This window comes from Xanthomonas sp. NCPPB 3570 (assembly GCF_056725115.1).
The window spans coordinates 1,918,188-1,938,439 of sequence record NZ_CM161513.1; the positions used below are offsets into that span (position 1 = coordinate 1,918,188).

Annotated in this window: 22 protein-coding genes and 1 tRNA gene; 14 read left to right on the forward strand and 9 right to left on the reverse strand. The window is 68.2% G+C overall.

Annotated features, from left to right (window positions below; genetic code table 11):
* Nucleotides 1-10 precede the first annotated feature (10 nt).
* Complete coding sequence (locus tag AC1PLR_RS08440; RefSeq protein ID WP_481103255.1) at nt 11-325, forward strand: putative quinol monooxygenase; 315 nt, start codon at nt 11-13, stop codon at nt 323-325.
* A gap of 135 nt (nt 326-460) precedes the next feature.
* On the opposite strand, the gene AC1PLR_RS08445 is transcribed toward AC1PLR_RS08440, so the two are convergent.
* From AC1PLR_RS08445 to AC1PLR_RS08455, 3 genes are all read right to left on the reverse strand, one after another.
* A complete protein-coding gene (locus AC1PLR_RS08445; protein WP_481103256.1) occupies nt 461-1,477 on the reverse strand; it encodes a DUF2268 domain-containing putative Zn-dependent protease in 1,017 nt (338 codons plus the stop codon).
* A gap of 228 nt (nt 1,478-1,705) precedes the next feature.
* Nucleotides 1,706-2,827, reverse strand: coding sequence for a 4Fe-4S dicluster domain-containing protein (locus tag AC1PLR_RS08450; RefSeq protein WP_481103257.1), 1,122 nt, complete (start codon nt 2,825-2,827; stop codon nt 1,706-1,708).
* Between the two features lie 11 nt (nt 2,828-2,838).
* Complete coding sequence (locus AC1PLR_RS08455) at nt 2,839-3,144, reverse strand: hypothetical protein (RefSeq protein ID WP_019800681.1); 306 nt, start codon at nt 3,142-3,144, stop codon at nt 2,839-2,841.
* 226 nt (nt 3,145-3,370) lie between these two features.
* On the opposite strand from AC1PLR_RS08455, the gene AC1PLR_RS08460 reads away from it, so the two are divergent.
* From AC1PLR_RS08460 to AC1PLR_RS08510, 11 genes are all read left to right on the forward strand, one after another.
* Complete coding sequence (locus tag AC1PLR_RS08460; protein ID WP_481103258.1) at nt 3,371-3,814, forward strand: group III truncated hemoglobin; 444 nt, start codon at nt 3,371-3,373, stop codon at nt 3,812-3,814.
* A gap of 44 nt (nt 3,815-3,858) precedes the next feature.
* A complete protein-coding gene (gene hemN, locus AC1PLR_RS08465; RefSeq protein ID WP_481103259.1) occupies nt 3,859-5,265 on the forward strand; it encodes an oxygen-independent coproporphyrinogen III oxidase in 1,407 nt (468 codons plus the stop codon).
* 188 nt (nt 5,266-5,453) lie between these two features.
* Nucleotides 5,454-5,540: transfer RNA gene (locus AC1PLR_RS08470), tRNA-Leu, on the forward strand.
* A gap of 129 nt (nt 5,541-5,669) precedes the next feature.
* Nucleotides 5,670-5,960 carry a hypothetical protein gene (locus AC1PLR_RS08475; protein ID WP_481098382.1) on the forward strand — a complete coding sequence of 97 codons (291 nt, stop codon included), beginning with the start codon at nt 5,670-5,672 and terminating at the stop codon, nt 5,958-5,960.
* Between the two features lie 53 nt (nt 5,961-6,013).
* Nucleotides 6,014-6,307, forward strand: coding sequence for a hypothetical protein (locus AC1PLR_RS08480; RefSeq protein ID WP_481098381.1), 294 nt, complete (start codon nt 6,014-6,016; stop codon nt 6,305-6,307).
* Between the two features lie 7 nt (nt 6,308-6,314).
* Nucleotides 6,315-6,470, forward strand: coding sequence for a hypothetical protein (locus AC1PLR_RS08485; protein WP_481103260.1), 156 nt, complete (start codon nt 6,315-6,317; stop codon nt 6,468-6,470).
* Nucleotides 6,471-6,870: 400 nt separating this feature from the next.
* The gene (locus AC1PLR_RS08490; RefSeq protein WP_481103261.1) at nt 6,871-9,024 is read left to right on the forward strand and encodes a LamG-like jellyroll fold domain-containing protein; all 2,154 of its coding nucleotides are present in this window, start codon (nt 6,871-6,873) and stop codon (nt 9,022-9,024) included.
* A gap of 158 nt (nt 9,025-9,182) precedes the next feature.
* On the forward strand, nt 9,183-9,821 hold the full coding sequence (gene acuR / locus AC1PLR_RS08495) for an acrylate utilization transcriptional regulator AcuR (protein ID WP_481103262.1): 639 nt from the start codon (nt 9,183-9,185) through the stop codon (nt 9,819-9,821).
* A gap of 35 nt (nt 9,822-9,856) precedes the next feature.
* Nucleotides 9,857-10,843 (forward strand): acrylyl-CoA reductase (NADPH), encoded by a 987-nt coding sequence (acuI, locus tag AC1PLR_RS08500; RefSeq protein WP_481103263.1) that lies wholly within the window; start codon nt 9,857-9,859, stop codon nt 10,841-10,843.
* Nucleotides 10,844-11,392: 549 nt separating this feature from the next.
* The gene (locus AC1PLR_RS08505) at nt 11,393-12,085 is read left to right on the forward strand and encodes an MtnX-like HAD-IB family phosphatase (RefSeq protein ID WP_371182527.1); all 693 of its coding nucleotides are present in this window, start codon (nt 11,393-11,395) and stop codon (nt 12,083-12,085) included.
* Between the two features lie 122 nt (nt 12,086-12,207).
* On the forward strand, nt 12,208-13,563 hold the full coding sequence (locus tag AC1PLR_RS08510) for an aspartate aminotransferase family protein (RefSeq protein WP_199774659.1): 1,356 nt from the start codon (nt 12,208-12,210) through the stop codon (nt 13,561-13,563).
* Between the two features lie 65 nt (nt 13,564-13,628).
* Here the strand turns inward: AC1PLR_RS08510 and AC1PLR_RS08515 are convergent, their stop codons facing one another.
* Both AC1PLR_RS08515 and AC1PLR_RS08520 read right to left on the reverse strand, forming a co-directional pair.
* Nucleotides 13,629-14,867, reverse strand: a complete 1,239-nt coding sequence (locus tag AC1PLR_RS08515; protein WP_481103264.1) for a beta-ketoacyl-[acyl-carrier-protein] synthase family protein — start codon at nt 14,865-14,867, stop codon at nt 13,629-13,631.
* 6 nt (nt 14,868-14,873) lie between these two features.
* The gene (locus AC1PLR_RS08520; RefSeq protein ID WP_010342598.1) at nt 14,874-15,149 is read right to left on the reverse strand and encodes an acyl carrier protein; all 276 of its coding nucleotides are present in this window, start codon (nt 15,147-15,149) and stop codon (nt 14,874-14,876) included.
* Nucleotides 15,150-15,261: 112 nt separating this feature from the next.
* On the opposite strand from AC1PLR_RS08520, the gene AC1PLR_RS08525 reads away from it, so the two are divergent.
* Entirely contained in the window at nt 15,262-16,329 is a 1,068-nt protein-coding gene (locus AC1PLR_RS08525; RefSeq protein WP_481103265.1) for a GNAT family N-acetyltransferase, read from the forward strand.
* Nucleotide 16,330: 1 nt separating this feature from the next.
* Nucleotides 16,331-17,209 carry an arginase family protein gene (locus AC1PLR_RS08530; protein ID WP_481103266.1) on the forward strand — a complete coding sequence of 293 codons (879 nt, stop codon included), beginning with the start codon at nt 16,331-16,333 and terminating at the stop codon, nt 17,207-17,209.
* Between the two features lie 151 nt (nt 17,210-17,360).
* On the opposite strand, the gene AC1PLR_RS08535 is transcribed toward AC1PLR_RS08530, so the two are convergent.
* Genes AC1PLR_RS08535 through AC1PLR_RS08550 form a run of 4 tightly spaced genes read right to left on the reverse strand, consistent with a single transcriptional unit; the run spans nt 17,361 to nt 20,188 of the window.
* Nucleotides 17,361-18,614 carry a DegT/DnrJ/EryC1/StrS family aminotransferase gene (locus AC1PLR_RS08535; protein WP_481103267.1) on the reverse strand — a complete coding sequence of 418 codons (1,254 nt, stop codon included), beginning with the start codon at nt 18,612-18,614 and terminating at the stop codon, nt 17,361-17,363.
* Nucleotides 18,604-19,002 carry a DMT family transporter gene (locus AC1PLR_RS08540; protein ID WP_481103268.1) on the reverse strand — a complete coding sequence of 133 codons (399 nt, stop codon included), beginning with the start codon at nt 19,000-19,002 and terminating at the stop codon, nt 18,604-18,606. The genes AC1PLR_RS08535 and AC1PLR_RS08540 overlap by 11 nt, the downstream gene beginning before the upstream one ends.
* Nucleotides 18,999-19,361, reverse strand: coding sequence for an EamA family transporter (locus tag AC1PLR_RS08545; protein WP_209246800.1), 363 nt, complete (start codon nt 19,359-19,361; stop codon nt 18,999-19,001). The genes AC1PLR_RS08540 and AC1PLR_RS08545 overlap by 4 nt, the downstream gene beginning before the upstream one ends.
* Nucleotides 19,361-20,188 (reverse strand): alpha/beta hydrolase, encoded by an 828-nt coding sequence (locus AC1PLR_RS08550; RefSeq protein WP_481103269.1) that lies wholly within the window; start codon nt 20,186-20,188, stop codon nt 19,361-19,363. The genes AC1PLR_RS08545 and AC1PLR_RS08550 overlap by 1 nt, the downstream gene beginning before the upstream one ends.
* Nucleotides 20,189-20,252: the final 64 nt, after the last annotated feature.

Below are 20,252 nucleotides of genomic sequence, written 5' to 3' on the forward strand. Positions count from 1 at the left end.
AGACGCTGGCATGAGTGCGAGAACACTTCCTGAAACGTACGTCATCACCTTCCACGTCAAGCTGGATCAGGTTTGCCGCTTTCGCGCACTGCTCGACCCGGTGCTCGACGCGATGCGTCACGAGCAGACCTTCGTGCGTGCGGCGCTGCACGTCGATCCCGAGCGACCGAATGTCTTCCAGTTGCACGAGACCTGGGCCGATCGCGAAGATGTCCTCAACGTGCAACTGCATCGACCGTACCGGCGGGAGTGGCACGCCGCGTTGGACGACCTGCTGCTTGCGCCGAGGCAGATCGCCATCTGGACGGTGTTGCGCGCCGATTGAGGTCGGCCGCGAATGACGGCCTGCGTTGGGAGCGGGCTGGACTCGGCTTCGCGCGAGCGTCGTGGTGGCGACGACCGCGAACCTGGCCGAGGTCGCGCAGACCGATGCGCTGTTGCGTGCAAGAACATCAGCGCCTCAGCGTCCATCGCCTGGCGCACCGTTCGTCTGCTGGCGCTTCGTCGCGGGGCCGGCCGAAGGCGCTGCGCAGGTGACCGCTGCGTCCGCCATCAGTTTCGCCAGCGCAGCCCGGGCGATCGGGCGCGCGGCCTTGTTGTCGAGGCGCGAAAGCCGGACGATGTCCAGGCCCGTCGCCTGCGCAAGCCGCAGACCCAGGTAGTAGCCGAAGCGATCCGGCAGCCCATCCGGGGGACGACCGCCCATCTGCAGGGCGCTGGAGGTCGCCGCGCTGTCGGCGTCGTCGAAATGTGCAGCGACGAAGCACAGGGCCACCGACCAGCGGCGATCGGTCGCTGCGCGAATGGGTGCGGGGATGTCGAGCAGCAATTGATGATCCGTCGCCTGCGGCACCATTGTGGCGGTCGCGTCGACGGCCAATGCTTCCTGCCACAGCGTGCACCAGAGCTGGTCGCAATCGGCGAAGTGGCGGGCGTGTTGCAGATGGAAGAGCTCGTGGATCAGGAACGGTTCGAGCGAATCGTCGGCGTGGTACTTCGCGATCAGGTCGGCGCCGAAGAGCATCACGTGCCGATGGCCCGGTTGCAGGTAGTCCGAACCGCCATCGCGCTGCCCAAGCGAGTGATAGAGGTAGATCGGCAGCGGTGACGCGAAGCCGGGAAATGCACGCTTGAATCGCGCGATCGCGGCGCTCAGGGCGGCCGGGAAATCGGCGATGGCGCGGTCGTAGTCCTCGTGATCGACGGAAAGCTGATGCAATGCGGCGCCGATCCGCTTGTCTGTGCCGGCACCTTCTGGATAGAGCCCGGGCAGCCTCGCATTGATGCGCGACCGGACCGCTGCGATCCGTGCATCGTCGGGTTGTCCCGCCGTCTCGAGCGCGGCCTGTTCGAACGGCGTGGCGAGATCGACATAGTGTGTCGCTGGCGCCGCGCTCGCCGAATGAGTGTTGGTCGAGAGGCCGATGGTGAGGCAGATGCAGGTCAACAGCCTGCGCCCATTCCTGGCGTGTCCCATGGTCGCTCCTGGCGGATCCGGTGGAGGGGAAGTCCCGCTTCGTGGGACATGCGTCGCGCCCATCGCGTCCGCATACGCGGGCGAGGGGAGCGATCGCGGCTTCAAGCCTAGCGCGGTTGCGCTTCGCCACCTGAGCGCTTCCTGTTTTGCACGCGTGGGTTCGCATGGCCCAGGGGCGGCGATGCCCGTTCGATGTTGCAAGAACGGCTGGCGTCGGCCTGGATCGGCTTACGCCGCCAGCCACCACCACGCGATCAGCGCGGTCGACAGCGCGGCGACGCCGCCCAGCAGCCGCGGCCGCCGCCACCAGCGCCGCGGCTGGCGGTCGATGGCATTGGCGCCGGCCCGGCGCAGCAGGCCACGGGCGAACCCATGGCGGTCCATGCTGCGATCGCAGGCGTCGATGCAGGCGCCACAGGCGGTGCAGGCGTAGTGCGCGCCGTTGCGCGGGTCGATGCCGGCCGGGCAGGCCTGTACGCAGGCGTCGCAGGCCACGCAGTCGCCGAGTTGTTCGGCGCTGAACTTGGGCAGGGTGCCGGCATACGCGGCCAGGGCCTCGCCGCGGCTGCCGCCCTGGCCGGCGAGCTGGGCGATGCTGGCGCGCACGGCGTAGTCGCGGGCGGTGATCGGGTCGAGCAGGCGCCGCCCGCGCTGGGCGATGCTGCCAGTGCCGCAGGCGCGGGCGCCGCGAGGTTCGCCGCGCATCGCGTCGTAGCCGATCAGCGGCGTGTCGCGGTCGCACAGCAGCGGCTGCAGGCGCGCGTACGGGCACAGGTAGCGGCAGACCTGGCTGCGCAGGAAGCCGGCATTGCCCCAGGTGGCCAGCGCGTAGAACAGCACCCAGAACGTTTCCCAGCCGCTCCAGGCGAATGGATGCAGGCGCGCGACCAGATCGGCGACCGGCACGAAATAGCCGACGAAGCTGACCCCGGTCCACAGCGCCACGCTCGCCCACACCACGTGGCGCGCCGCGGCGGGCCAGTCGGCGAAGCGGCCCTCGATCCAGGCGAAGGCATGGCTCCACACCGTCTGCGGACAGGCGACGCCGCACCACAGGCGTCCGGCGACGGTGGTGAGCACCGCCAGGGCCGCCGCGGCAGTCCCCAGCGCCAGCAGCAGCCAGCCGACGTCGTGCGGCCACAGGGTCCAGCCGAACAGATCGAAGCGCCGCGCCGGCAGGTCCAGCAGCAGCGCCTGGCGGCCGTGCCAGCGCAGCCACGGCAGCATGTAGAAACCGGCAAACAGCAGCCAAAGCACGATGCCGCGCACCTGCGTATAGCGTTTTGGCGGGGCAGGACCGGCGGCAGCGACGGGCGCAGTGACCAGGTGCAGGGGAATGGGACGCGGCATCGGCAGTCCGCTCAGGACAGCGGCGCGTCGTCGCCATGCGGCGCCGGACGCAACAGGAAGCCGGTCAGCAGGCTCGAAGCCAGCGTCGCCAGCCAGAACATGAAGAAGCCCACCGTATAGCCCAGTTCGCGGCTCAGCTGGCGGCCGGGGAAGGTGATGTCGCGCAGCGCCAGCGGATCGACCAGGGCGAAGAACAGCACGCTCATGGCGCCGGCGACCAGGAAACTCGGCCACAGGATCACCCCCAACCGCTGCACCAGCGGGCGCGGCGCGTCGGGATCGAGCGGGTCGAGCAGCGGATCGTCGGCTGAGGGCATGACGGTGGTTCCATCGCAAAAGGGAGATGCGGCATGCGCCAAGGCAGCGGCGCCACACGTCGCCGCGCCTGCCAGCCGCCTGGCCGCCGATCCCCCGTCGACACCGGCGTCGGCGCATGCCGCAGTCGCAGACTAGGCAGCGCGGGCAGGGCGGGCATTGATCCTGATCAAGGCCGCCGCTGCCGCCGCGTGGAGACTGGTTGGGTCGAACGAGGTGGAGCGGGCCATGCAGGACGAGATCGAAGGCATGCCGTTGCCGGGGCCGGACCTGTGCAGCGAGGCGGAGGTGCAGGCGCTGGTGGAGGCGTTCTACCGCCGCGTGCGCGCCGATGCGGATCTGTCGGCGGTGTTCGCCGCGCACATCGAGGACTGGGACGCGCATCAGCGGCAGCTGTGCGATTTCTGGTCGGCGATGCTGCGCGGCACGCGCCGCTTCCGTGGTGCGCCGATGCCGCGGCACATGGCCATGCGCGAACTCAGCGCCCTGCTGTTCCAACGCTGGCTGGGCCTGTTCCGCGCCACCACCGCCGAACTGAGCAATGCGCCGATGCGGCTGCTGGCCGATGACATCGCCCAGCGCATCGCCGAAACCTTCTGGCGCCGCCACCAGATGAGCTGGCGCCCGTTCGAGCCGGTGTCGCCGCTGCCGTCGGCTGCGTGCGTGGATTGATCCAGGTCAAGGCGCCCACGCCGGGCGCCGCGCATGCTCGGTCCATGGACATGCTCACCGCGCCCGATCCCTCCGCCGCCTGGACCTTCGACGCCGACCTGTTGCGCCGCTACGACCGCCCCGGCCCGCGCTACACCTCGTACCCGACCGCGCCGCATTTCCAGACCGGCTTCGGCCCGGCGCAATTGTTCGCCGCGGTCCAGGCCAGCGATCCGCGGCGGCCGCTGTCGCTGTACGTGCACGTGCCGTTCTGCCGCAGCCCGTGTTTCTACTGCGGCTGCCACCGCGTCATCACCCGCGACCCGCAGCGCGGCCGCGCCTACGTGCAGCGGCTGCTGCGCGAGGCGGCGATGATGGCCGCGTGTTTCGACGGCGAGCGCGAGGTGGTGCAACTGCACCTGGGCGGCGGGACCCCCAACTTCCTCGCGCCGGAGCTGCTCGGCGAACTGGTGCAGGGCCTGCACGGCCTGTTCCGCTTCAGCCAGGCGCCGGACCGCGAGATGTCCATCGAACTGGACCCGCGCACGGTGACCCCGCTGGACATCGCCACCCTGGCCGAGCTGGGCTTCAACCGCGCCAGCCTGGGCATCCAGGATTTCGACCCGCTGGTGCAGCAGGCGATCAACCGCCGCCAGGGCGTGCACGAGACCCTGGACATCCTGCGCGCCTGCCGAACGCACGGCATGCGCTCGGTCAACGTGGACCTGATCTACGGCCTGCCGCGGCAGACCCTGGCCGGGTTCGAGCAGACCCTGGAGACGGTGATCGCGGCGCGACCGGACCGCCTGGCCGTCTACGGCTACGCGCACATGCCGCAGTTGTTCAAGGCGCAACGGCGCATCGCCGACGCCGAACTGCCGGATGCCGAGCAGAAGCTGGCGCTGCTCGGGCTGGCGGTCAGCCGGCTCTCGGCGGCCGGCTACCAGTACATCGGCATGGACCATTTCGCGCTGCCGCAGGAAGACCTGGCGCGCGCGCAGCGGCAGGGCAGCCTGCACCGCAACTTCATGGGCTATACCACCCACGCCGACACCGACCTGCTGGGCCTGGGCGTCAGCGCGATCAGCCGCATCGGCGCCAGCTACAGCCAGAACCAGCGCGATCTGCCGGCCTGGGAGGCGGCGGTGGATGCCGGCGACAGCCCGGTGCTGCGCGGCCTGCAACTCAGCACCGACGACGCCCTCCGCGCCGAGTTGATCCAGCAGCTGATGTGCCAGGGGCGGGTGGACGTGGCGGCGGTGGCGCGGCGCCACGGCATCGACGTCGCCAGCTATTTCCGCGAGGAACTGCGCGCGCTGGCGCCGCTGTGCGCGGACGGCCTGGCCGACTACCGCGACGGCGTGGTCCAGGCCACCGCCCGCGGCCGCCCGTTGCTGCGCCTGATCGCCATGTGCTTCGACCGCTACCTGCGCCAGCCCGCCCAGCCGGCGCGCTACTCGCGCGCGATCTGAGCGCCGCGCATCACGCTTGCCGTTGGCATCCCCGGTGCTGCCGTGGCGGCGGTGCCGGGGATTTTTCGGCAGCGGTGCGTAGGTCTGCCGATGCCGGTATGTGGTGTCTCGGTTCGGCGCGTCTGGCGGATCGGCAGCGCCCTGCGGTTCACAAGCGCCGCGCGATCAGGCACGCTACACGCCACCAGGCCCGGATGGCGAAACTGGTAGACGCATCGGACTTAAAATCCGCCGGGGGCAACCCCATGCCGGTTCGATTCCGGCTCCGGGCACCATGGGTGCGTAAGAGTTTCAGTGCTTTGGCGACTCCGATCGGCTCCGCCGCTGTGCAGCTGCCTTGCAGCCTGGAACTTGTACTGGCGCTGCCGAGGAATTCTTTCTTTGCCTGCCGACAAGGTGGTTGCATGCAGGTCGATGAAATCTACTATCGAGTTACCTATCTGGACCCGAAGATGCGCTTGCCCGTCATACGGGCTTACGTTTGCCTTGGGGTGAATCTTTCGGATGAGGATGTGGAGGGCGATACCTGGTATTTTCAGGACGTCTTCAGCTATTACGAATCTGGTTCAGCTCTGACCGCAACAGAGTCAGACATTCCCGTGGTATGCCTGACAGGCGACGAGTTGAAGGGTGATATGTTGGATGCCGATCGGCTCCATGACTTGTTGGAAGAGACCGGGGCCAGGCGCTACTGACGTGAATTCCGTAATCCACCATGACTTCGTTGCGTAGCGAATGAGGTCGCTGCATGAAAAATGTAGATGAAATTTATTATAGGGTTACTTATCTTGATCCAGGGATGCGCTTCCCAGAGATAACAGCTTACGTTTTTCTTGGGATAAATCTTTCTGACGAAGATGTGGATGGTGATATCTGGTATTTTCAAGACGTCTATAGCTATTGCGAGACGGGCTCAGCATTGACAGCTACGGAACCGGGCACTCCTGTGGAATGCCTCACTACCGAGCAGTTGGTTGGCGACATGTTTGACATCGATCAACTCCGTGCGTCATTGATAGAGGTCAAAGCTAGATGTGGATGAAAATAAAATGAGCGAAAATATAGATGTCAATGCTTTTATGGAAAAAAATGGAAGTATTGAGCCCTTTTTGCTTAAAATATCGAAGCCGATTCCTTCAGGTGAAGATGACTTCTATTGTGTCGTACATATGCCTGGAGTGTTGACAGAAGATAAAAAATTCTAGGGATTGATGCGATCCAGGCAAGCGAGCTGGCAGCGAATTTTGTTAGGTCTATGTTGGGTGATGCCAAGATTGTTGATGGAAATGGAGTTGCCATCAACTGGTGATGTAAGAAGTAATCAGATGGATCCGCCAGCATTTCGCTCGCGGATCTTCGTTATCGTCGATCCAGGCCGTCTTACTGGATGATTTCTCATCTGTATTTCTGAGAAGGACGGCACCCGGCCATAGCCTCGCGACGCGCGCGTTTACCAGATGACAAGGCGCGCGCCGCATCACGCAAGCTTCGGCATCGCGTCATGGTTTGTTGCATTGCCGGTCGTTGGCGCAGTTCCAATCGCCGATACGCGCGATGCCTGAGTCTAGACTCGCCCGCATCTTTCGATGCGGGAGGGTAGAGGCGATGCAATATTCGAACGACGATGACGACGCCATCCTGCAGCGCCGCCGCACCTTTCTTCTCGGGACTGCAGGCGCGCTGGCACTGGGAATCACCGCACGTGCCGTAGGCGCTTCGCCGGCGTCTGCCGGGCTGCGTCACGTCGGCGGTGCCGATGCGCTGGCCACCGCTGCGTCCGGGGTGTCCGGTATCGTGCATCCCGGCCTGTTGGTCACCGAGGCCGACCTGCAGCGCATCCGCGACAAGTTGGCTGCCAACGCCGAGCCGTGGGTGGGCGGTTGGAACATGATGCTCAAGACCAACGACACCAACCTCGACGCGACGCCGCGTCCCCTGGCGGTGGTGACGCGCGGCGTGGATGGCGAGAACTATTGGGAAATGATCGGCGACATGGTGCGCACGCTGCACCTGGCCTTGCGCTGGAAGATCAGCAACGACGAGCGCTATGCGAAGAAGGCCGTCGAGTTCCTCAATGCCTGGTCGTCGACCTTGACCGAACTGGGCGGCAACTCGAACGTCTATCTTGCCTCGGGCCTCTATGGCAACCAGTGGGCCAACGCTGCCGAGCTGATGCGGACGTACTCCGGTTGGGCGAAGCAAGACCTCGCGCGCTTCCAGGCCATGCTGCTCAACGTGTTCTACCCGAAGTGCCACGACTTCCTGGTCAACCACAATGGCACGGAGATCAGAAAGGTCACGCACTATTGGGCCAACTGGGACTTGGCCAACATCTGCTCCATCTATGCGATTGGCGTGTTCTGCGACCGCGCGGACCTGATGGCCGAAGCGAGCGGCTACTACAAGACGGGTCGTGGCAACGGCGCTAGCGCCAACAACGTCTACTACCTGCATCCTGGGTATCTGGGGCAATGGCAGGAAAGCCATCGCGATCAGGGTCACTCGACCCTCGGCATCTCGCTGGCCGGCATGTTGTGCGAGATGGCCTGGAATCAGGGTGAGGATCTGTTCGGTCATTGGAATAACCGGTTGTTGGCCGGTGCGGAATACGTGGCCAAGACCAATCTGACCGATACCAGCGGCAATGCGCTGTTCACACTGCCGTTCGCGCCCTACAACGGGGTGTTCGGACTTGGCACCGCGACGGCGGGCACCAATCAACTGCGGCCCAACTGGGAGCTCATCTGCAACCACTATGTGAACCGCAAGGGACTCGCGGCTCCCTGGAGCGGGGCGATGCGCGACATGATCCGGCCCGAGCGCGTCGATGGTGGCGATCAGCCGGGAATCGGCACCTTGCTGTATGCGCGCGATCCGGTCGCGCCGGCCGCACCCAGCGGCCTCAGCGCTTTCCTGAGCAACGGAAAGGTGCAACTGTCGTGGTGGGGCAGCGCAGGCGCTTCGCTGTACGTGGTGCAGCGGGCCACGTCGCCCAACGGCCCGTTCGCGGCGATCGCGCGCGTCGCCGATCCGTGTACCTACACCGACGTTCCCGCGCAGGGCACCTGGTACTACCGCATCGTCGCACTGACCAAGGACGCCGGGCCGATGCTCGGTGCGGAGACTGCGCGCGTGGCGGTTCCCGGTGAGCTGTGGTTGCACCTGCCGCTCAACGGCGATGCCAACGACGCCAGCGGCCGCGGGCGGCATGGACGCTTGCAGGGCGGTACCAGCTGGGGTGCAGGCCGTAATGGCGGCAGCGCCTTGCAGTTCGACGGCCGCAGCAGTCATGTGCTGCTGCCCGACGGTGCGGTGTCGGCATTAGGCGATGTCACGGTGGCGGTGTGGGTGTACTTGGATGCGTCGGTGGTCAACGCGCGCATCTTCGACTTCGGCTCCAACGACGTGGCGTACATGGCGCTGCTCACACGCGACGGCAGCGGCAAGCTGCGCTTTTCGAGTTCCCGCAATCAGTTCTGGAACGAAGAGTCGGTCACGGCCGATGCGTTGCCTACCGGGCGCTGGGTGCATGTCGCGGTCACGCTCTCGGGGAAGGTGGGCACGCTTTACGTGGACGGCAAGCAAGTCGCCGTTGCAGACGGGATCTGGATCAATCCCTTCCAGTTGGGCGAGACCACGCGGACCTGGCTGGGCCGCTCCCAGTACGGCAGCGATCCCTACTTCAAGGGCCGCATGCAGGATCTGCGCATTTATAGCGGCGCGCAGGACGCGGCCTTCATCGCAGGCCTGGCCCGCTGAGCAGTCGGGCAGCCGCGCTGCCCGTCCGCCTTGAGCACGCATCGGTGCATGGCCGCACCGATGCGATCTCGCACACGCCGGAAGTGTCTCTCCTGGCCCGTCCGCCCGGCCTGTTCTCGGCCTTGTATTTTTCGAGACAATCGGTCTAATATTGACGCATGGAGCTTCCAGTCGCGTCAGTGCAGCCTCGCCGTGGGCGGCCGCCAAAGTCGGAACGTGCGCTGCAGGACACGCGCGACCTGCTGTTGCGCGCTGGTATGGAAGTGCTGACCAGTCAGGGTTATGCGGCCACCGGGATCGACGCCGTGCTGTCCCGCGTCAAGGTGCCGAAGGGGTCGTTCTATCACTACTTCAGCAGCAAGAACGCCTTCGGCCTGGCGGTGCTCGAGGCGTACGACGCCTATTTCCTGCGCAAGCTCGATCGTCATCTGCAAGCCGACGAGGTGCCAGCCTTGCAGCGTCTGCGCCACTTCGTCGAGGACGCCCTGGAGGGCATGGAACGCTTCGACTTCCAGCGAGGTTGTCTGGTCGGCAACCTGGCTCAGGAAGTGACCACGCTGCCCGGCGACTTCCGCGCGCGTCTGGATGCCGTGCTGCTGGGCTGGCAGCAGCGGGTGGCCGACTGTCTGCGTTCGGCGCAGGCGGAGGGCGCGCTGGCCGCGCATGCCGACGCCGATGCCCTTGCCGCGTACTTCTGGATCGGCTGGGAGGGCGCGGTGCTGCGCGCACGGCTGGCGTGCAGCGTCGCGCCGATGCAGGTGTTCGCGCAGCGCTACTTCGCCGGCCTGCCGCGCTAGATCGGCTTGCTTCCTCTCTCATCCAAGGAGTGCTCATGTTCAACGCCATCCTCATCGACAAGGACGATGCCGGCTATCGCGCCGCGCTGCAGCCGCTGGATGAAGCGGCCCTGCCGTCAGGGACGGTCACCGTCGAGGTCGCGTACAGCACGCTCAACTACAAGGACGCCCTGGCCATCACCGGTCAAGGGGGCGGCGTGGTGCGTCGCTTCCCGATGGTGCCGGGCATCGACCTGGCCGGTACCGTGCTGCACAGCGAAGATCCGGCCTATCGCGTCGGCGATGCGGTGTTGCTCAACGGCTGGGGCGTGGGCGAAAAACACTGGGGCGGCCTGGCCCAGCGCGCACGCGTGGACGGCGATTGGTTGATCCCCTTGCCGCAGGCGCTGAGCGCCCGCCAGGCGATGGCGATCGGAACGGCCGGCTACACGGCGATGCTGTGCCTGCTGGCACTGGAGCGCCATGGCCTGCGTCCCGAGCATGGCGAGGTGTTGGTCACCGGCGCCAACGGCGGCGTCGGCAGCTTCGCCATTTCCCTGCTGGCGCGCCGCGGCTACCGCGTGATCGCCTCCACCGGCCGTCCGCAGGAAGCGGACTATCTGAAGGCGCTTGGCGCGCAGGAAATCGTCGATCGCGCGACGCTGTCGCAACCAGGCAAGCCGCTGCAGGCCGAGCGCTGGGCCGCAGCGATCGATTCGGTCGGAAGCCACACCCTGGCCAACGTATGCGCCGGTACGCACGCCGATGGGGCAGTGGCGGCATGCGGTCTGGCGCAGGGCATGGAGTTTCCCGCCACCGTCGCGCCGTTCATCCTGCGCGGGGTCAGCCTGCTGGGGATCAACAGCGTCACCCGTCCCAGGCACGAGCGCATCGAGGCATGGTCGCGGCTGGCGAAGGAGTTGGACCTGTCACAGCTCGATGCCATCACCCGCGACATCGGCCTGGGTGAGGCCATCGGCGCCGCACGCGATCTGCTCGACGGCAAGGTGCGCGGACGCTTGGTGGTGGACGTCAATCGCTGAGGGGAGGGGCTGGCCTCGGTGGCGAGCCTCGATCGCGGTGACGTGCGCAAGCAACCTGGCAGCCCGCCGCGTCGGTAGGTCGATGCCGGCGGTGTATGTTTCCTGTAGGCCATCTGTCTGGAGGTGCAGCCGTTGTCGCATGCGGGCGCGCTGCCGGTCCCAATCCGCAATGGATGGTGGGCGGCGGTGCGGCTTGGTTTCCTGATGGCAATGAGCCATGGCCCGGCACGCAGTGAGGCGGCTTTGCGTTGGGATGGACGTCGCTTTACGTCCCGAAGGCGGGCCCAAGGTGGCCACGTTGCCGTCTTCGACGAATCTCCCCCTTTGCAAGCTTTTCCGCCGAAACCACGCGCAACTGCGCCGCGGAGCGCCTGGGAGCGGACGCGGGCGTCGTCGCGTCCTGGACCGGGCTGACGCTTCCGCGCGTCCGTGCCGAGCAGGCGCCGGCCTACCACGCCGAATGTGAACGCTCCGCTTTCTTTCACTTCGCCGAAAGGAGTGCGAAAGACAGCGTGCCTAGGCTCTGCCCCCATCAGCCGGAGAGCCACCTTGCGCGCCCAATGGAACATCCTTTGCGATTTTGACGGTACCGTGTCCCTGCAGGACGTGACCGACAGCCTGCTCGAACACCTCGGGCGCCCCGGTTGGCAGGAACTGGAGGACGACTGGGTCGCCGGTCGGATCGGCGCCCGCGAGTGCATGAGCAAGCAGGTCGCGCTGCTCGACGGCGACGTCGATGCGCTGCACCGGGTGCTCGATGGCGTACGGATCGATCCGGCCTTCGTGCGCTTCGTGGCGCTGGCCGAGCGCCTGGGTATCCCGCTGAGCATCGTCAGCGACGGCCTGGACTACGGCATCGCCCGCATCCTTGCCCGTCACGGCCTGCACCATCTGCCGATCATCGCCAACCGCCTGCTGCGCACCGACGCGGGCGAATGGCGCATGGCCTCGCCGCATGCGCAACCGGACTGCCCCAGCGGTACCTGCAAGTGCGCGGTGATGGCGCAACAGCCGCCCGAGCGCGCGACCTTGCTGATCGGCGACGGCCGCTCCGATTTCTGCCTGGCCGGCAAGGCCGACCTGGTGTTCGCCAAGGACGGTCTGCTGCGCCATTGCCGCGCCAACGGGATCGCCCACTGCGCGATCACCGGTTTCGACGACGCCATCGCCCTGCTGCCCGACCTGGCGGTGCCGGCGACCACCACCGTGTCCTTCCCGCTTCCCGTCACCCAACGAGCCTGATCCCGATGAACCGGAATGTTTCGCTTTCCTCGCTCGCACCGCTGCATGGCGATGCCGCGCCCGATCCGGAGGCGCTGCTGCGCACCGGTGCCGACCACCAGCGCGCGCTGAGCGATGCGCAGATGCTGGCCGACGAGGCCCAGTACTGCTCCTACGGCGACACCGTGCACTACAGCGAGCCGCCGCGCATCTTCGGCCGTTGCGACGGCAGCTACCTGTACGACACCGAAGAGGTGCCGTACCTGGATCTGCAGATGTGGTACTCGGCGGTCAACTTCGGCTACGCCAATCCGCGCCTGAACCAGGCGCTGACCCGCCAGATCGAGACGCTGCCGCAGGTCGCCAGCCAGTACCTGCACCCGACCAAGATCGAGCTGGCCAAGACCATCGCGGTCGACGCCGAGCGCAAGTGGGGCCGCAAGGGCCGCGTGCACTTCAACGTCGGCGGCGCGCAGTCGGTGGAAGATTCGCTGAAGCTGGTACGCAACGCCAGCGCCGGCAAGAGCCTGGTGTTCGCCTTCGAAGGCGGCTACCACGGCCGTACCCTCGGCGCCTCGGCGATCACCTCGTCGTACCGCTACCGCCGCCGCTTCGGTCATTTCGACCGCGCCCAGTTCATCGAATTCCCGTACCACTTCCGCGGCCCCAAGGGCATGTCCAAGGAAGAGTACGGCGAGCAGTGCGTGGCCAAGTTCGAGCGCCTGTTCGAGACTGAGTACAACGGCGTGTGGGATCCTAAGGCCGGGCAGTGCGAGTATGCGGCGTTCTACGTCGAGCCGATCCAGGGCACCGGCGGCTACGTGATCCCGCCGCCGAACTTCTTCACCGGGCTGAAGCGGGTGCTGGACAAGTACGGCATCCTGATGGTGGTGGACGAAATCCAGATGGGCTTCTTCCGCACCGGCAAGCTGTGGGCGATCGAGCACTTCGGCGTGACCCCGGACGTGCTGGTGTTCGGCAAGGCGCTGACCAACGGCCTCAATCCGCTGGCCGGCATCTGGGCGCGCGAGGAGCTGATCAACCCGACCGTGTTCCCGCCGGGTTCGACCCACTCCACCTTCGCCTCCAACCCGCTGGGCACCGCGGTCGGCCTGGAAACCATGCGCATGCTGGCCGAGACCGACTACGAGTCCATGGTCATGGCCAAGGGCGCGCACTTCCTGGACGGCCTGCGCGATCTGCAGAAGCGTCACCCGGAAATCGGCGACGTCGACGGCCTGGGCCTGGCCCTGCGTGCGGAAATCTGCCAGGCGGACGGCTTCACGCCGAACCGCAAGCTGCTCGACACCATGGTCGACATGGGCCTGGAAGGCGAACTGCGCCACAACGGCAAGCGCATCGGCCTGATCCTGGACGTGGGCGGCTACTACAAGAACGTCATCACGCTGGCGCCGTCGCTGCACATCAGCCACGAAGAGATCGACCTGGGCCTGTCCTTGCTGGACCAGTTGCTGACCCGCGCCAAGCAGGTCGCATGAGCCGGGCGGGAGACGACGCGCGCGGTTCGCGTTGCCTCCCGCCGTTGTCTGCGGCGGCGGGCGTTTCAGCCCGCCGCGCGCAGCGCGATCACCGCATTGAGTCCGCCGAAGGCGAAGGAATTGCTCAGCACCGCCTGCACCTGGCGGGCGCGCGCCTGGTTGGGCACGTAGTCCAGGTCGCATTCGGGATCGGCATCGAGGAAGTTGGCCGTGGGCGGCACCACCTGCTCGCGCAGCGCGCCGATCGCCGCCACCAGTTCCAGCGCGCCGGCCGCGCCGAGCGCATGGCCGTGCACCGCCTTGGTCGAGCTGACCGCCAGCGCCTCGGCGTGCGTACCGAACACCTGCCGCAGCGCCTGGGTTTCGCAGCGGTCGTTGGCCTGCGTGCCGGTGCCGTGGGCATTGATGTAATCGATCTGCTCAGGGGCCAGGCCGGCATCCTGCAGCGCCAGGCGCATCGCCGTGGCGGCGCCGTCGATGCTCGGCGCGACGATGTCGCCGGCATCGGAACTCATGCCGAATCCCGCCAGTTCCGCCAGCGGCAACGCGCCGCGGGCGGCGGCGTGCTCGGCGCTTTCCAGCACGAACATCCCGGCGCCTTCGCCCAGCACCAGGCCGCTGCGCTGCGCGCAGAACGGCCGGCAGGTGTCGTCGCTGACCACCCGCATCGCTTCCCAGGCGCGGATCAGCGCCAGGCTCAGGCAGGCTTCGCTGCCGCCGGCGATGGCCACGTCGGCCAGGCCATGGCGGACCATCAGCGCGGCCTGGGCGAAGGCGTGGTTGGCCGAGGCGCAGGCGCTGGACACGGCGAAGGCCGGGCCGCGCAGGCCGAAGGCGATGCTGATCTGGCTGGCCGGGGCGTTGGCCATGCTGCGCACGATGGTCAGCGGATGCAGGCGCTCGGCCTGGTCGCGGTACAGCCGGCGCGATTGTTCGTCGCGGCTGAGTTCGGCGCCGACGCCGGTGCCGACCACCACCGCGCAGCGCCCGCCGAGCGCGGCATCGCCGTGCGGCAGGCCGGCCTGGGCGATCGCCTCGCGGGCGGCGACCAGCGCCATCTGGGTTATGCGGTCGAGCTGGCCGGGGGCGATGCCGCCGGTCTGCGTGGCGTCGGGCGCGAACCCCGGCAGGGTCGCGGCCTTGCGCATCTTCAACGTGCTGAGCGGATCGGGCGAGGGCAGGGCGGCGATGCCGCTGCGGCCCTCGCGCATCGCGCTCCACAGGGCCTCGGCGCCCAGGCCGAGCGCGCTGACCGCGCCCATGCCGGTGATGACGACGCGCCGCGCGTGCGGAGATGCGCCCATGACGCGTCAGTGCGCCGGTTGCGCCGCGCCGGCCGCCGCCTTGGCCGCCAGCGCGTCCTCGACCGCCTGCACCAGCTTGCCGAGCGAACCGTCGTCCAGGTTCGGGTCGCGCTGCGGGAAGGTGATGTCGAAGTGTTCTTCGATGTCGAACAGGATTTCGATGGCCTCGAGCGAATCCACGCCCAGGTCCTGCAGCTTGGCATCGGGGGTCAGGCGCGCCGGGTCGATTTCGCCATGCTTGGCGACGATGCTGTGGATTTGCGACTCGATGGACGGGGTCATGGCAGTGCTCCGCGAAATGAAGGGCCACCGCGCGGCGCCCGCCGCCGGTGGATCGCACGCTGCGGCCTGGGCCGCAGCATCCATTCTCCACGCTAGACGATCAATCTTGCAGATGCCTTTCGTCAACCAACTCGAGCCGCAGGCCTTGCAGCGGCAGTTCCTGCAGCACCCGCCAGCCGGTTTCCTGATCCAGCCCCTGGAGCACGGGGTGCCGGCCTTCGAGGCCGATTTCGACCTGCTCACCACCGCCGAACCCGCGCTGCGCGCGAAGGTGGCGCGGCTGCCGCTGCAGCGGCTGTGGCAGCGCCTGTTGCGGCCGCGCACCAGCTTCGTCGGCAGCACCGTCAGCGAATATGCCTGGCTGCCGCGCGCGGCCGACCCGGCGCAGTTGCCGAGGCAGTGGCGCGCGCAACTGGGCCGGCGCCGCGCGCTGCTGATCGTCAAGGACGTGCCGCAGCGCTCGCCGCTGCTCGACGACGCCGACAACGCCTGGGCGCAGGCCTTCCTGGACGCCTGCGAGCGCAACGGCTACGTGCTGCTGCGCGGGCAGGCGCTGGCCTGGGTGCCGATCGACTTCGCTTCCACCGATGAGTATTTGGCGCGGCTTTCGCGCGGGCGCCGGCGCAACATCCGCCGCAAGCTGCGCTCGCGCGCCGACCTGGAGATCGAGGTGCTGCCGACCGGCCCGGCCTTCGCCGATCCGGCGCTGCGCGCGCACTGCTATGCGCTGTACCAGGAGGTGTATGCGCAGAGCGAGATCCATTTCGACCTGCTCACCGCGCCGTTCTTCGACGCGCTGCTGACCGACGCCACGTCGGGCGGGCAGGTGTTCGTGTACCGGCACCAGGGCCGCATCATCGGCTGGAACCTGTGCTACGTGCACGAAGGCCGGCTGCTGGACAAGTACATCGGCCTGCACTATCCGGACGCGCGCGACCACAACCTGTACGCGCTGAGCTGGATCGAGAACCTCGACTACGCCTGCCGCCACGGCCTGACTGCCTATGTCGCCGGCTGGACCGATCCGGAAGTGAAGGCCCAGCTCGGTGCCAGCTTCACCTATACCTGGCATGCGGTGTACCTGCGCAATCCGCTGCTGCGCGCGGTGCTGCGCCGATTGCGGCCGCTGTTCGAATCCGACGACGTCGGGCCGGCCGCCGATGCCGCCGAGGAGGACTGAGATGCGCACTCCGGTCCTGCTCGATCTCGATGATTCGCTGGGCGAAGTGCCCGACGCCGTGCGCCTGCCGCTGCGCGATTGGTGCGATGGTCTGCGCTTCGCCTGCTCGATGGCGCGGCTGCGCCGCTTCGGCGCGGCGCTGGAGCAGGCGCTGCCGGCGCAGTACGGCACCGTGCTGCTGGGTAGCGGCGATTTCCATCACCTGAGCCTGCCGTTGATCGCGCGTCTGGCGCAGCGTGCGCAGGCGCCGTTGCGGGTGGTGGTGTTCGACAACCATCCGGACAACATGCGCTTCCCGTTCGGCGTGCACTGCGGCTCGTGGGTGCGCCGCATCGCCGCGCTGCCGCAGGTGGCGCAGGTCGAGGTGGCCGGCATCACCTCCGGCGACGTCGGCCCCGGCCATGCCTGGGAAAACCATCTGCTGCCGCTGTACCGCGGCAAGTTGCGCTACTGGTGCAGCGGCGTGGACGTGGGCTGGGCGCGACGGCTGGGCCTGGGCCAGGCGGTGCGCGGCTTCGACAGCGTGAGCGCGCTGAGCGATGCGTTCGTCGAGCACCTGCGGCGCACGCCGATGCCGACCTATCTGTCGTTGGACAAGGACGTGCTGGATCCGCAGGACGTACGCACCAACTGGGACCAGGGCCAGCTGCGCGTGCCGCAGTTGCTGCAGGCGATCGAGGCGTTGCGCGGGCAGGTGTGCGGCAGCGACATCACCGGCGAAGTCTCGCTGGCCCATTACCCGCAATGGTGGAAGCGCAAGCTGGCGGCGCTGGATGCGCAGCCCGAGCCGTCGCCGGCGGATCTGTCGGCGTGGCAGGCGCAGCAGCACGCCTTGAACCTGCGGTTGCTGGCGGCGCTGGATGCGGCCAGTGTCGGTTAGCGCAGCCCCTGTCTGTCTGTAGGAGCGGCTTCAGCCGCGAGAGGCGTTACCGGTAACGCCTCTCGCGGCTGAAGCCGCTCCTACGAGAGTCTTCCCGTCGTCACGAGCGGCGTATTTTCATCCCGACGCTGGCGAAGCCGACGTGGTCCGATCAAGCGCTCGGTGCGGCGGCGTGCACCAGGTCGACATCCAGCGGCGCCGGCCCGACCGCGGTGGCGCAGGCCGCCTGCAGCGTGGCCACGATGGTCTCGAAGCGCGCCTCGTCCAGCCAGGGGCTGTTGCTGATGCTCAGGCAGCGCGCGGCGAAGTCGCTGGCGTTGGGCATCGGCGTGCGTTCGACGATGCCATCCAGGTAGTCGTAGTCGGGCAGGGCATGCACGAACGGCACTGCCACGCCGAGCCCGCGCGGCCACAGCGCGGCCAGCACCGATTCGCGGGCGGCCGCATCGGGCAGCAGCACCATCAGGATCGGCCAGCTGCCCTGGGCGCCGGCGGTATCGGCGATCACGCTCAGGCCGGGGATGCCGGCAAGACGGGCGCTGCGGCGCCGGCCCTGCTCGCGGATCTGCGCCAGGAACGCCGGCCAGCGCGCGCTGGCGCGCACGCCCACGCCTTCGCGCCAGGCGCCGACCGCATGCTGGGCGATGGCCGTGCCGAAGCGGTCGCCGGCCGCACCGACGCGGTCGCCGCGGCGCAGCGCGCGACGCACCGGTGCGCCGTACGCCCAGCGCAGCGGTTGCGGCCGATAGAGCGCGGCGTAGCCGAGCAGCTCCAGGCTGCGGCGCAGTTCCCAGCGCCAGTCGCGCTGGCCCAGGCGCGCGGCGGTGTCGGCCAGGCTGCGCTGCAACGGCGCATGCCGCGACATCAGCAGCCCGCCTTCGTACAGCGTGAGCCCCTTGCCGGCGGCCAGGCTGCAGAAACCGATGTCGCCGCCCAGGCCGGCCGGGCGGCCGTCGGCATGCACGCCGCCCAGCGCCTGCGCCGCGTCCTCGATCAGCAAGGCGCCGCAGCCCTCGGCGGCGCGGCGCAGCGGCGCCAGGTCGGTCAGGCGCCCGCCGAGGTGGGTGGCGATGATCGCCAGGGTGTCGCTGCCGCAGCGCTGCGCCAGTTGCACCGGGTCCAGCTCCAGCGAGCCGGGCAGCAGATCGCACAGCACCAGTTGCAGGCCGCAGTGCGCCACCGCCAGCGCCACCAGCGGGCAGGTATAGGCCGACACCAGCACCTGCCGGCGCCGGCTGGCCGCGGTCAGGGTGCGCAGCGCCACGATCAGCGCGGCGGTGCCCGAGCAGGTCAGCAGCGCCTGCGGCAGGCCGAGCGCGCTGGCCAGGCGCGTGCGCGTGCGGCCCGGCCACAGGTCGCGCCACTGCAGCGGCAGGCCGGCGGTCGGCGGCACCTCAATGCGCATCGGCGGGATCCGCGCGTTCGCCCATCGCCAGGCAGACGATGCCGCCGACGATCAACGCCGCGCCCAGCGCCTGCAGCAGGCCGATGTGTTCGTTGAACCACCAGGCCGACAGCAGCATCACGCTGACCACCTCCAGGTGCGAGGCGGCGAAGGCCGGGCCGATCGGCGCGTGCTCGAGCAGCTTCATCCAGGTGAAGAACGCGCCGACGTAACCCAGCAACGCGGCGTACAGCCAGGGGCTGCCGAGCAAACGCAGCACCCAGGCCAGTTCGGCCTGCGGTGGGAACGCGTGGGTGCCGGCCAGCTTGAAGCCGATCTGCGCCAGCGTGTCGAAGCTCAGCAGCAGGGCGAAGCCCACCGCGTAGCGATGCAGCGACGGCCGGCTCATGAGCCCAGCCCCACCACGGCCACGCCAGCGCTGACCAGGCAGATGCCGGCCACCTGCATGCGCCCGAGGCGTTCGCCGAACAGCCAGCGCCCGGCCAGCATGATCGCCACGATGTTGATCGAGCCCAGCAGCACGCCGCGGCCCAGCGGCACCAGCGACAGGAACGCGGTCCAGGCGAGGAACTCGAACACGTAGCAGGCCACGCCGAACCACAGCTGCGGCTGCCGCGCCATGCGCTGCCAGCGTGCCATGCCGGTGCCCTGCGGGTGGCTCGCCACGTACTTGAAGGCCAACTGGCCGGCGGTGTCGAGCGCCACCGTCGCCAGCCAGATCGCCACCACCGAGCCGGTCATCGCCATCAGGCGGCGGCCCGCTGCGGCGCGGACAGGGCGGCGAAGAACTGCGCCAGACGGGCGCCGAGCACGCGGCGTTCGCGGTCCAGGGTGATCATGTGGTAGCTGTCGTGCAGCAGCAGCAGTTCCGTCGGCCCGGACACGTTGGCGATCACCAGCCGCGCGTTGCGCAGGTCGGCGATGTCGTCCTCGGCCGCGTGCGCGACCAGGCACGGCGCGACCACCTTGGGCAGGTTGCGGCGCACGTCGCGCGCGAGCAGGTACATCTCGGCCAGCGCGTGCCAGGGGTTGCCGGGCAGGCCGGCGGCGCTGCTGTCGCCGCCGAGCATGGCGCTGCTGACCTGGGCGCGGATGCGCTCGTCGCGCAGGCCATACGGCGGCTCTTCCAGGAACATGCGGCGCTTGCCGATGCCCAGCCGCTTGAACCAGGGCAGCAGGAACGCCAGGCGCGCGCGCTTGGGGATGTTCCAGCCGTCGTAGCGGAAGGTGGCGCCGAGCACGCCGACCCCGTCCACCCACTCCGGACGCTGCTGCGCCAGGCGCAGCGCCAGCACCGCGCCCATCGACAGCCCGGCCACGAACAGGCGGTCGACCTGCGGGCGCACGCGCGCGGCAGCGGCCTCGACGCTGGCGTACCAGTCGCGCCAGGTGGTGGCCAGCAGGTCGTCCTCGTCGCCGCAGTGGCCGGCCAGTTGCACGCCGTAGACGCTGAAGCCTTCGCGGTTCAGGCTCTTGCCGAGCAGGCGCATCTCGCTGGGCGTGCCGGTCAGGCCGTGGATCAGCAGCACGGCGTTGCGGCCGCCTTCGAAGTGGAACTCGGCAGATTGGATCATGTGAATGGGCGCGGCTGCGCAGTCTCGGCAATCCGTGCAGAGTCGCCGCTGCGCGTTTCAGCAG

What these genes read in the sequence shown, in the direction of transcription:
- AC1PLR_RS08480 (WP_481098381.1), top strand. Translation starts at nt 6,014, where the DNA reads ATGAAAAATGTAGATGAAATTTATTATAGGGTTACTTATCTTGATCCA.
- AC1PLR_RS08545 (WP_209246800.1), bottom strand. Translation starts at nt 19,361, where the DNA reads ATGGCGATGACCGGCTCGGTGGTGGCGATCTGGCTGGCGACGGTGGCG.
- acuI (WP_481103263.1), top strand. Translation starts at nt 9,857, where the DNA reads ATGTTCAACGCCATCCTCATCGACAAGGACGATGCCGGCTATCGCGCC.
- AC1PLR_RS08540 (WP_481103268.1), bottom strand. Translation starts at nt 19,002, where the DNA reads ATGAGCCGGCCGTCGCTGCATCGCTACGCGGTGGGCTTCGCCCTGCTG.
- AC1PLR_RS08490 (WP_481103261.1), top strand. Translation starts at nt 6,871, where the DNA reads ATGCAATATTCGAACGACGATGACGACGCCATCCTGCAGCGCCGCCGC.
- AC1PLR_RS08515 (WP_481103264.1), bottom strand. Translation starts at nt 14,867, where the DNA reads ATGGGCGCATCTCCGCACGCGCGGCGCGTCGTCATCACCGGCATGGGC.
- hemN (WP_481103259.1), top strand. Translation starts at nt 3,859, where the DNA reads ATGGACATGCTCACCGCGCCCGATCCCTCCGCCGCCTGGACCTTCGAC.
- AC1PLR_RS08550 (WP_481103269.1), bottom strand. Translation starts at nt 20,188, where the DNA reads ATGATCCAATCTGCCGAGTTCCACTTCGAAGGCGGCCGCAACGCCGTG.
- acuR (WP_481103262.1), top strand. Translation starts at nt 9,183, where the DNA reads ATGGAGCTTCCAGTCGCGTCAGTGCAGCCTCGCCGTGGGCGGCCGCCA.
- AC1PLR_RS08455 (WP_019800681.1), bottom strand. Translation starts at nt 3,144, where the DNA reads ATGCCCTCAGCCGACGATCCGCTGCTCGACCCGCTCGATCCCGACGCG.
- AC1PLR_RS08475 (WP_481098382.1), top strand. Translation starts at nt 5,670, where the DNA reads ATGCAGGTCGATGAAATCTACTATCGAGTTACCTATCTGGACCCGAAG.
- AC1PLR_RS08460 (WP_481103258.1), top strand. Translation starts at nt 3,371, where the DNA reads ATGCAGGACGAGATCGAAGGCATGCCGTTGCCGGGGCCGGACCTGTGC.
- AC1PLR_RS08525 (WP_481103265.1), top strand. Translation starts at nt 15,262, where the DNA reads ATGCCTTTCGTCAACCAACTCGAGCCGCAGGCCTTGCAGCGGCAGTTC.
- AC1PLR_RS08535 (WP_481103267.1), bottom strand. Translation starts at nt 18,614, where the DNA reads ATGCGCATTGAGGTGCCGCCGACCGCCGGCCTGCCGCTGCAGTGGCGC.
- AC1PLR_RS08440 (WP_481103255.1), top strand. Translation starts at nt 11, where the DNA reads ATGAGTGCGAGAACACTTCCTGAAACGTACGTCATCACCTTCCACGTC.
- AC1PLR_RS08445 (WP_481103256.1), bottom strand. Translation starts at nt 1,477, where the DNA reads ATGGGACACGCCAGGAATGGGCGCAGGCTGTTGACCTGCATCTGCCTC.
- AC1PLR_RS08510 (WP_199774659.1), top strand. Translation starts at nt 12,208, where the DNA reads ATGCTGGCCGACGAGGCCCAGTACTGCTCCTACGGCGACACCGTGCAC.
- AC1PLR_RS08450 (WP_481103257.1), bottom strand. Translation starts at nt 2,827, where the DNA reads ATGCCGCGTCCCATTCCCCTGCACCTGGTCACTGCGCCCGTCGCTGCC.
- AC1PLR_RS08520 (WP_010342598.1), bottom strand. Translation starts at nt 15,149, where the DNA reads ATGACCCCGTCCATCGAGTCGCAAATCCACAGCATCGTCGCCAAGCAT.
- AC1PLR_RS08530 (WP_481103266.1), top strand. Translation starts at nt 16,331, where the DNA reads ATGCGCACTCCGGTCCTGCTCGATCTCGATGATTCGCTGGGCGAAGTG.
- AC1PLR_RS08485 (WP_481103260.1), top strand. Translation starts at nt 6,315, where the DNA reads ATGAGCGAAAATATAGATGTCAATGCTTTTATGGAAAAAAATGGAAGT.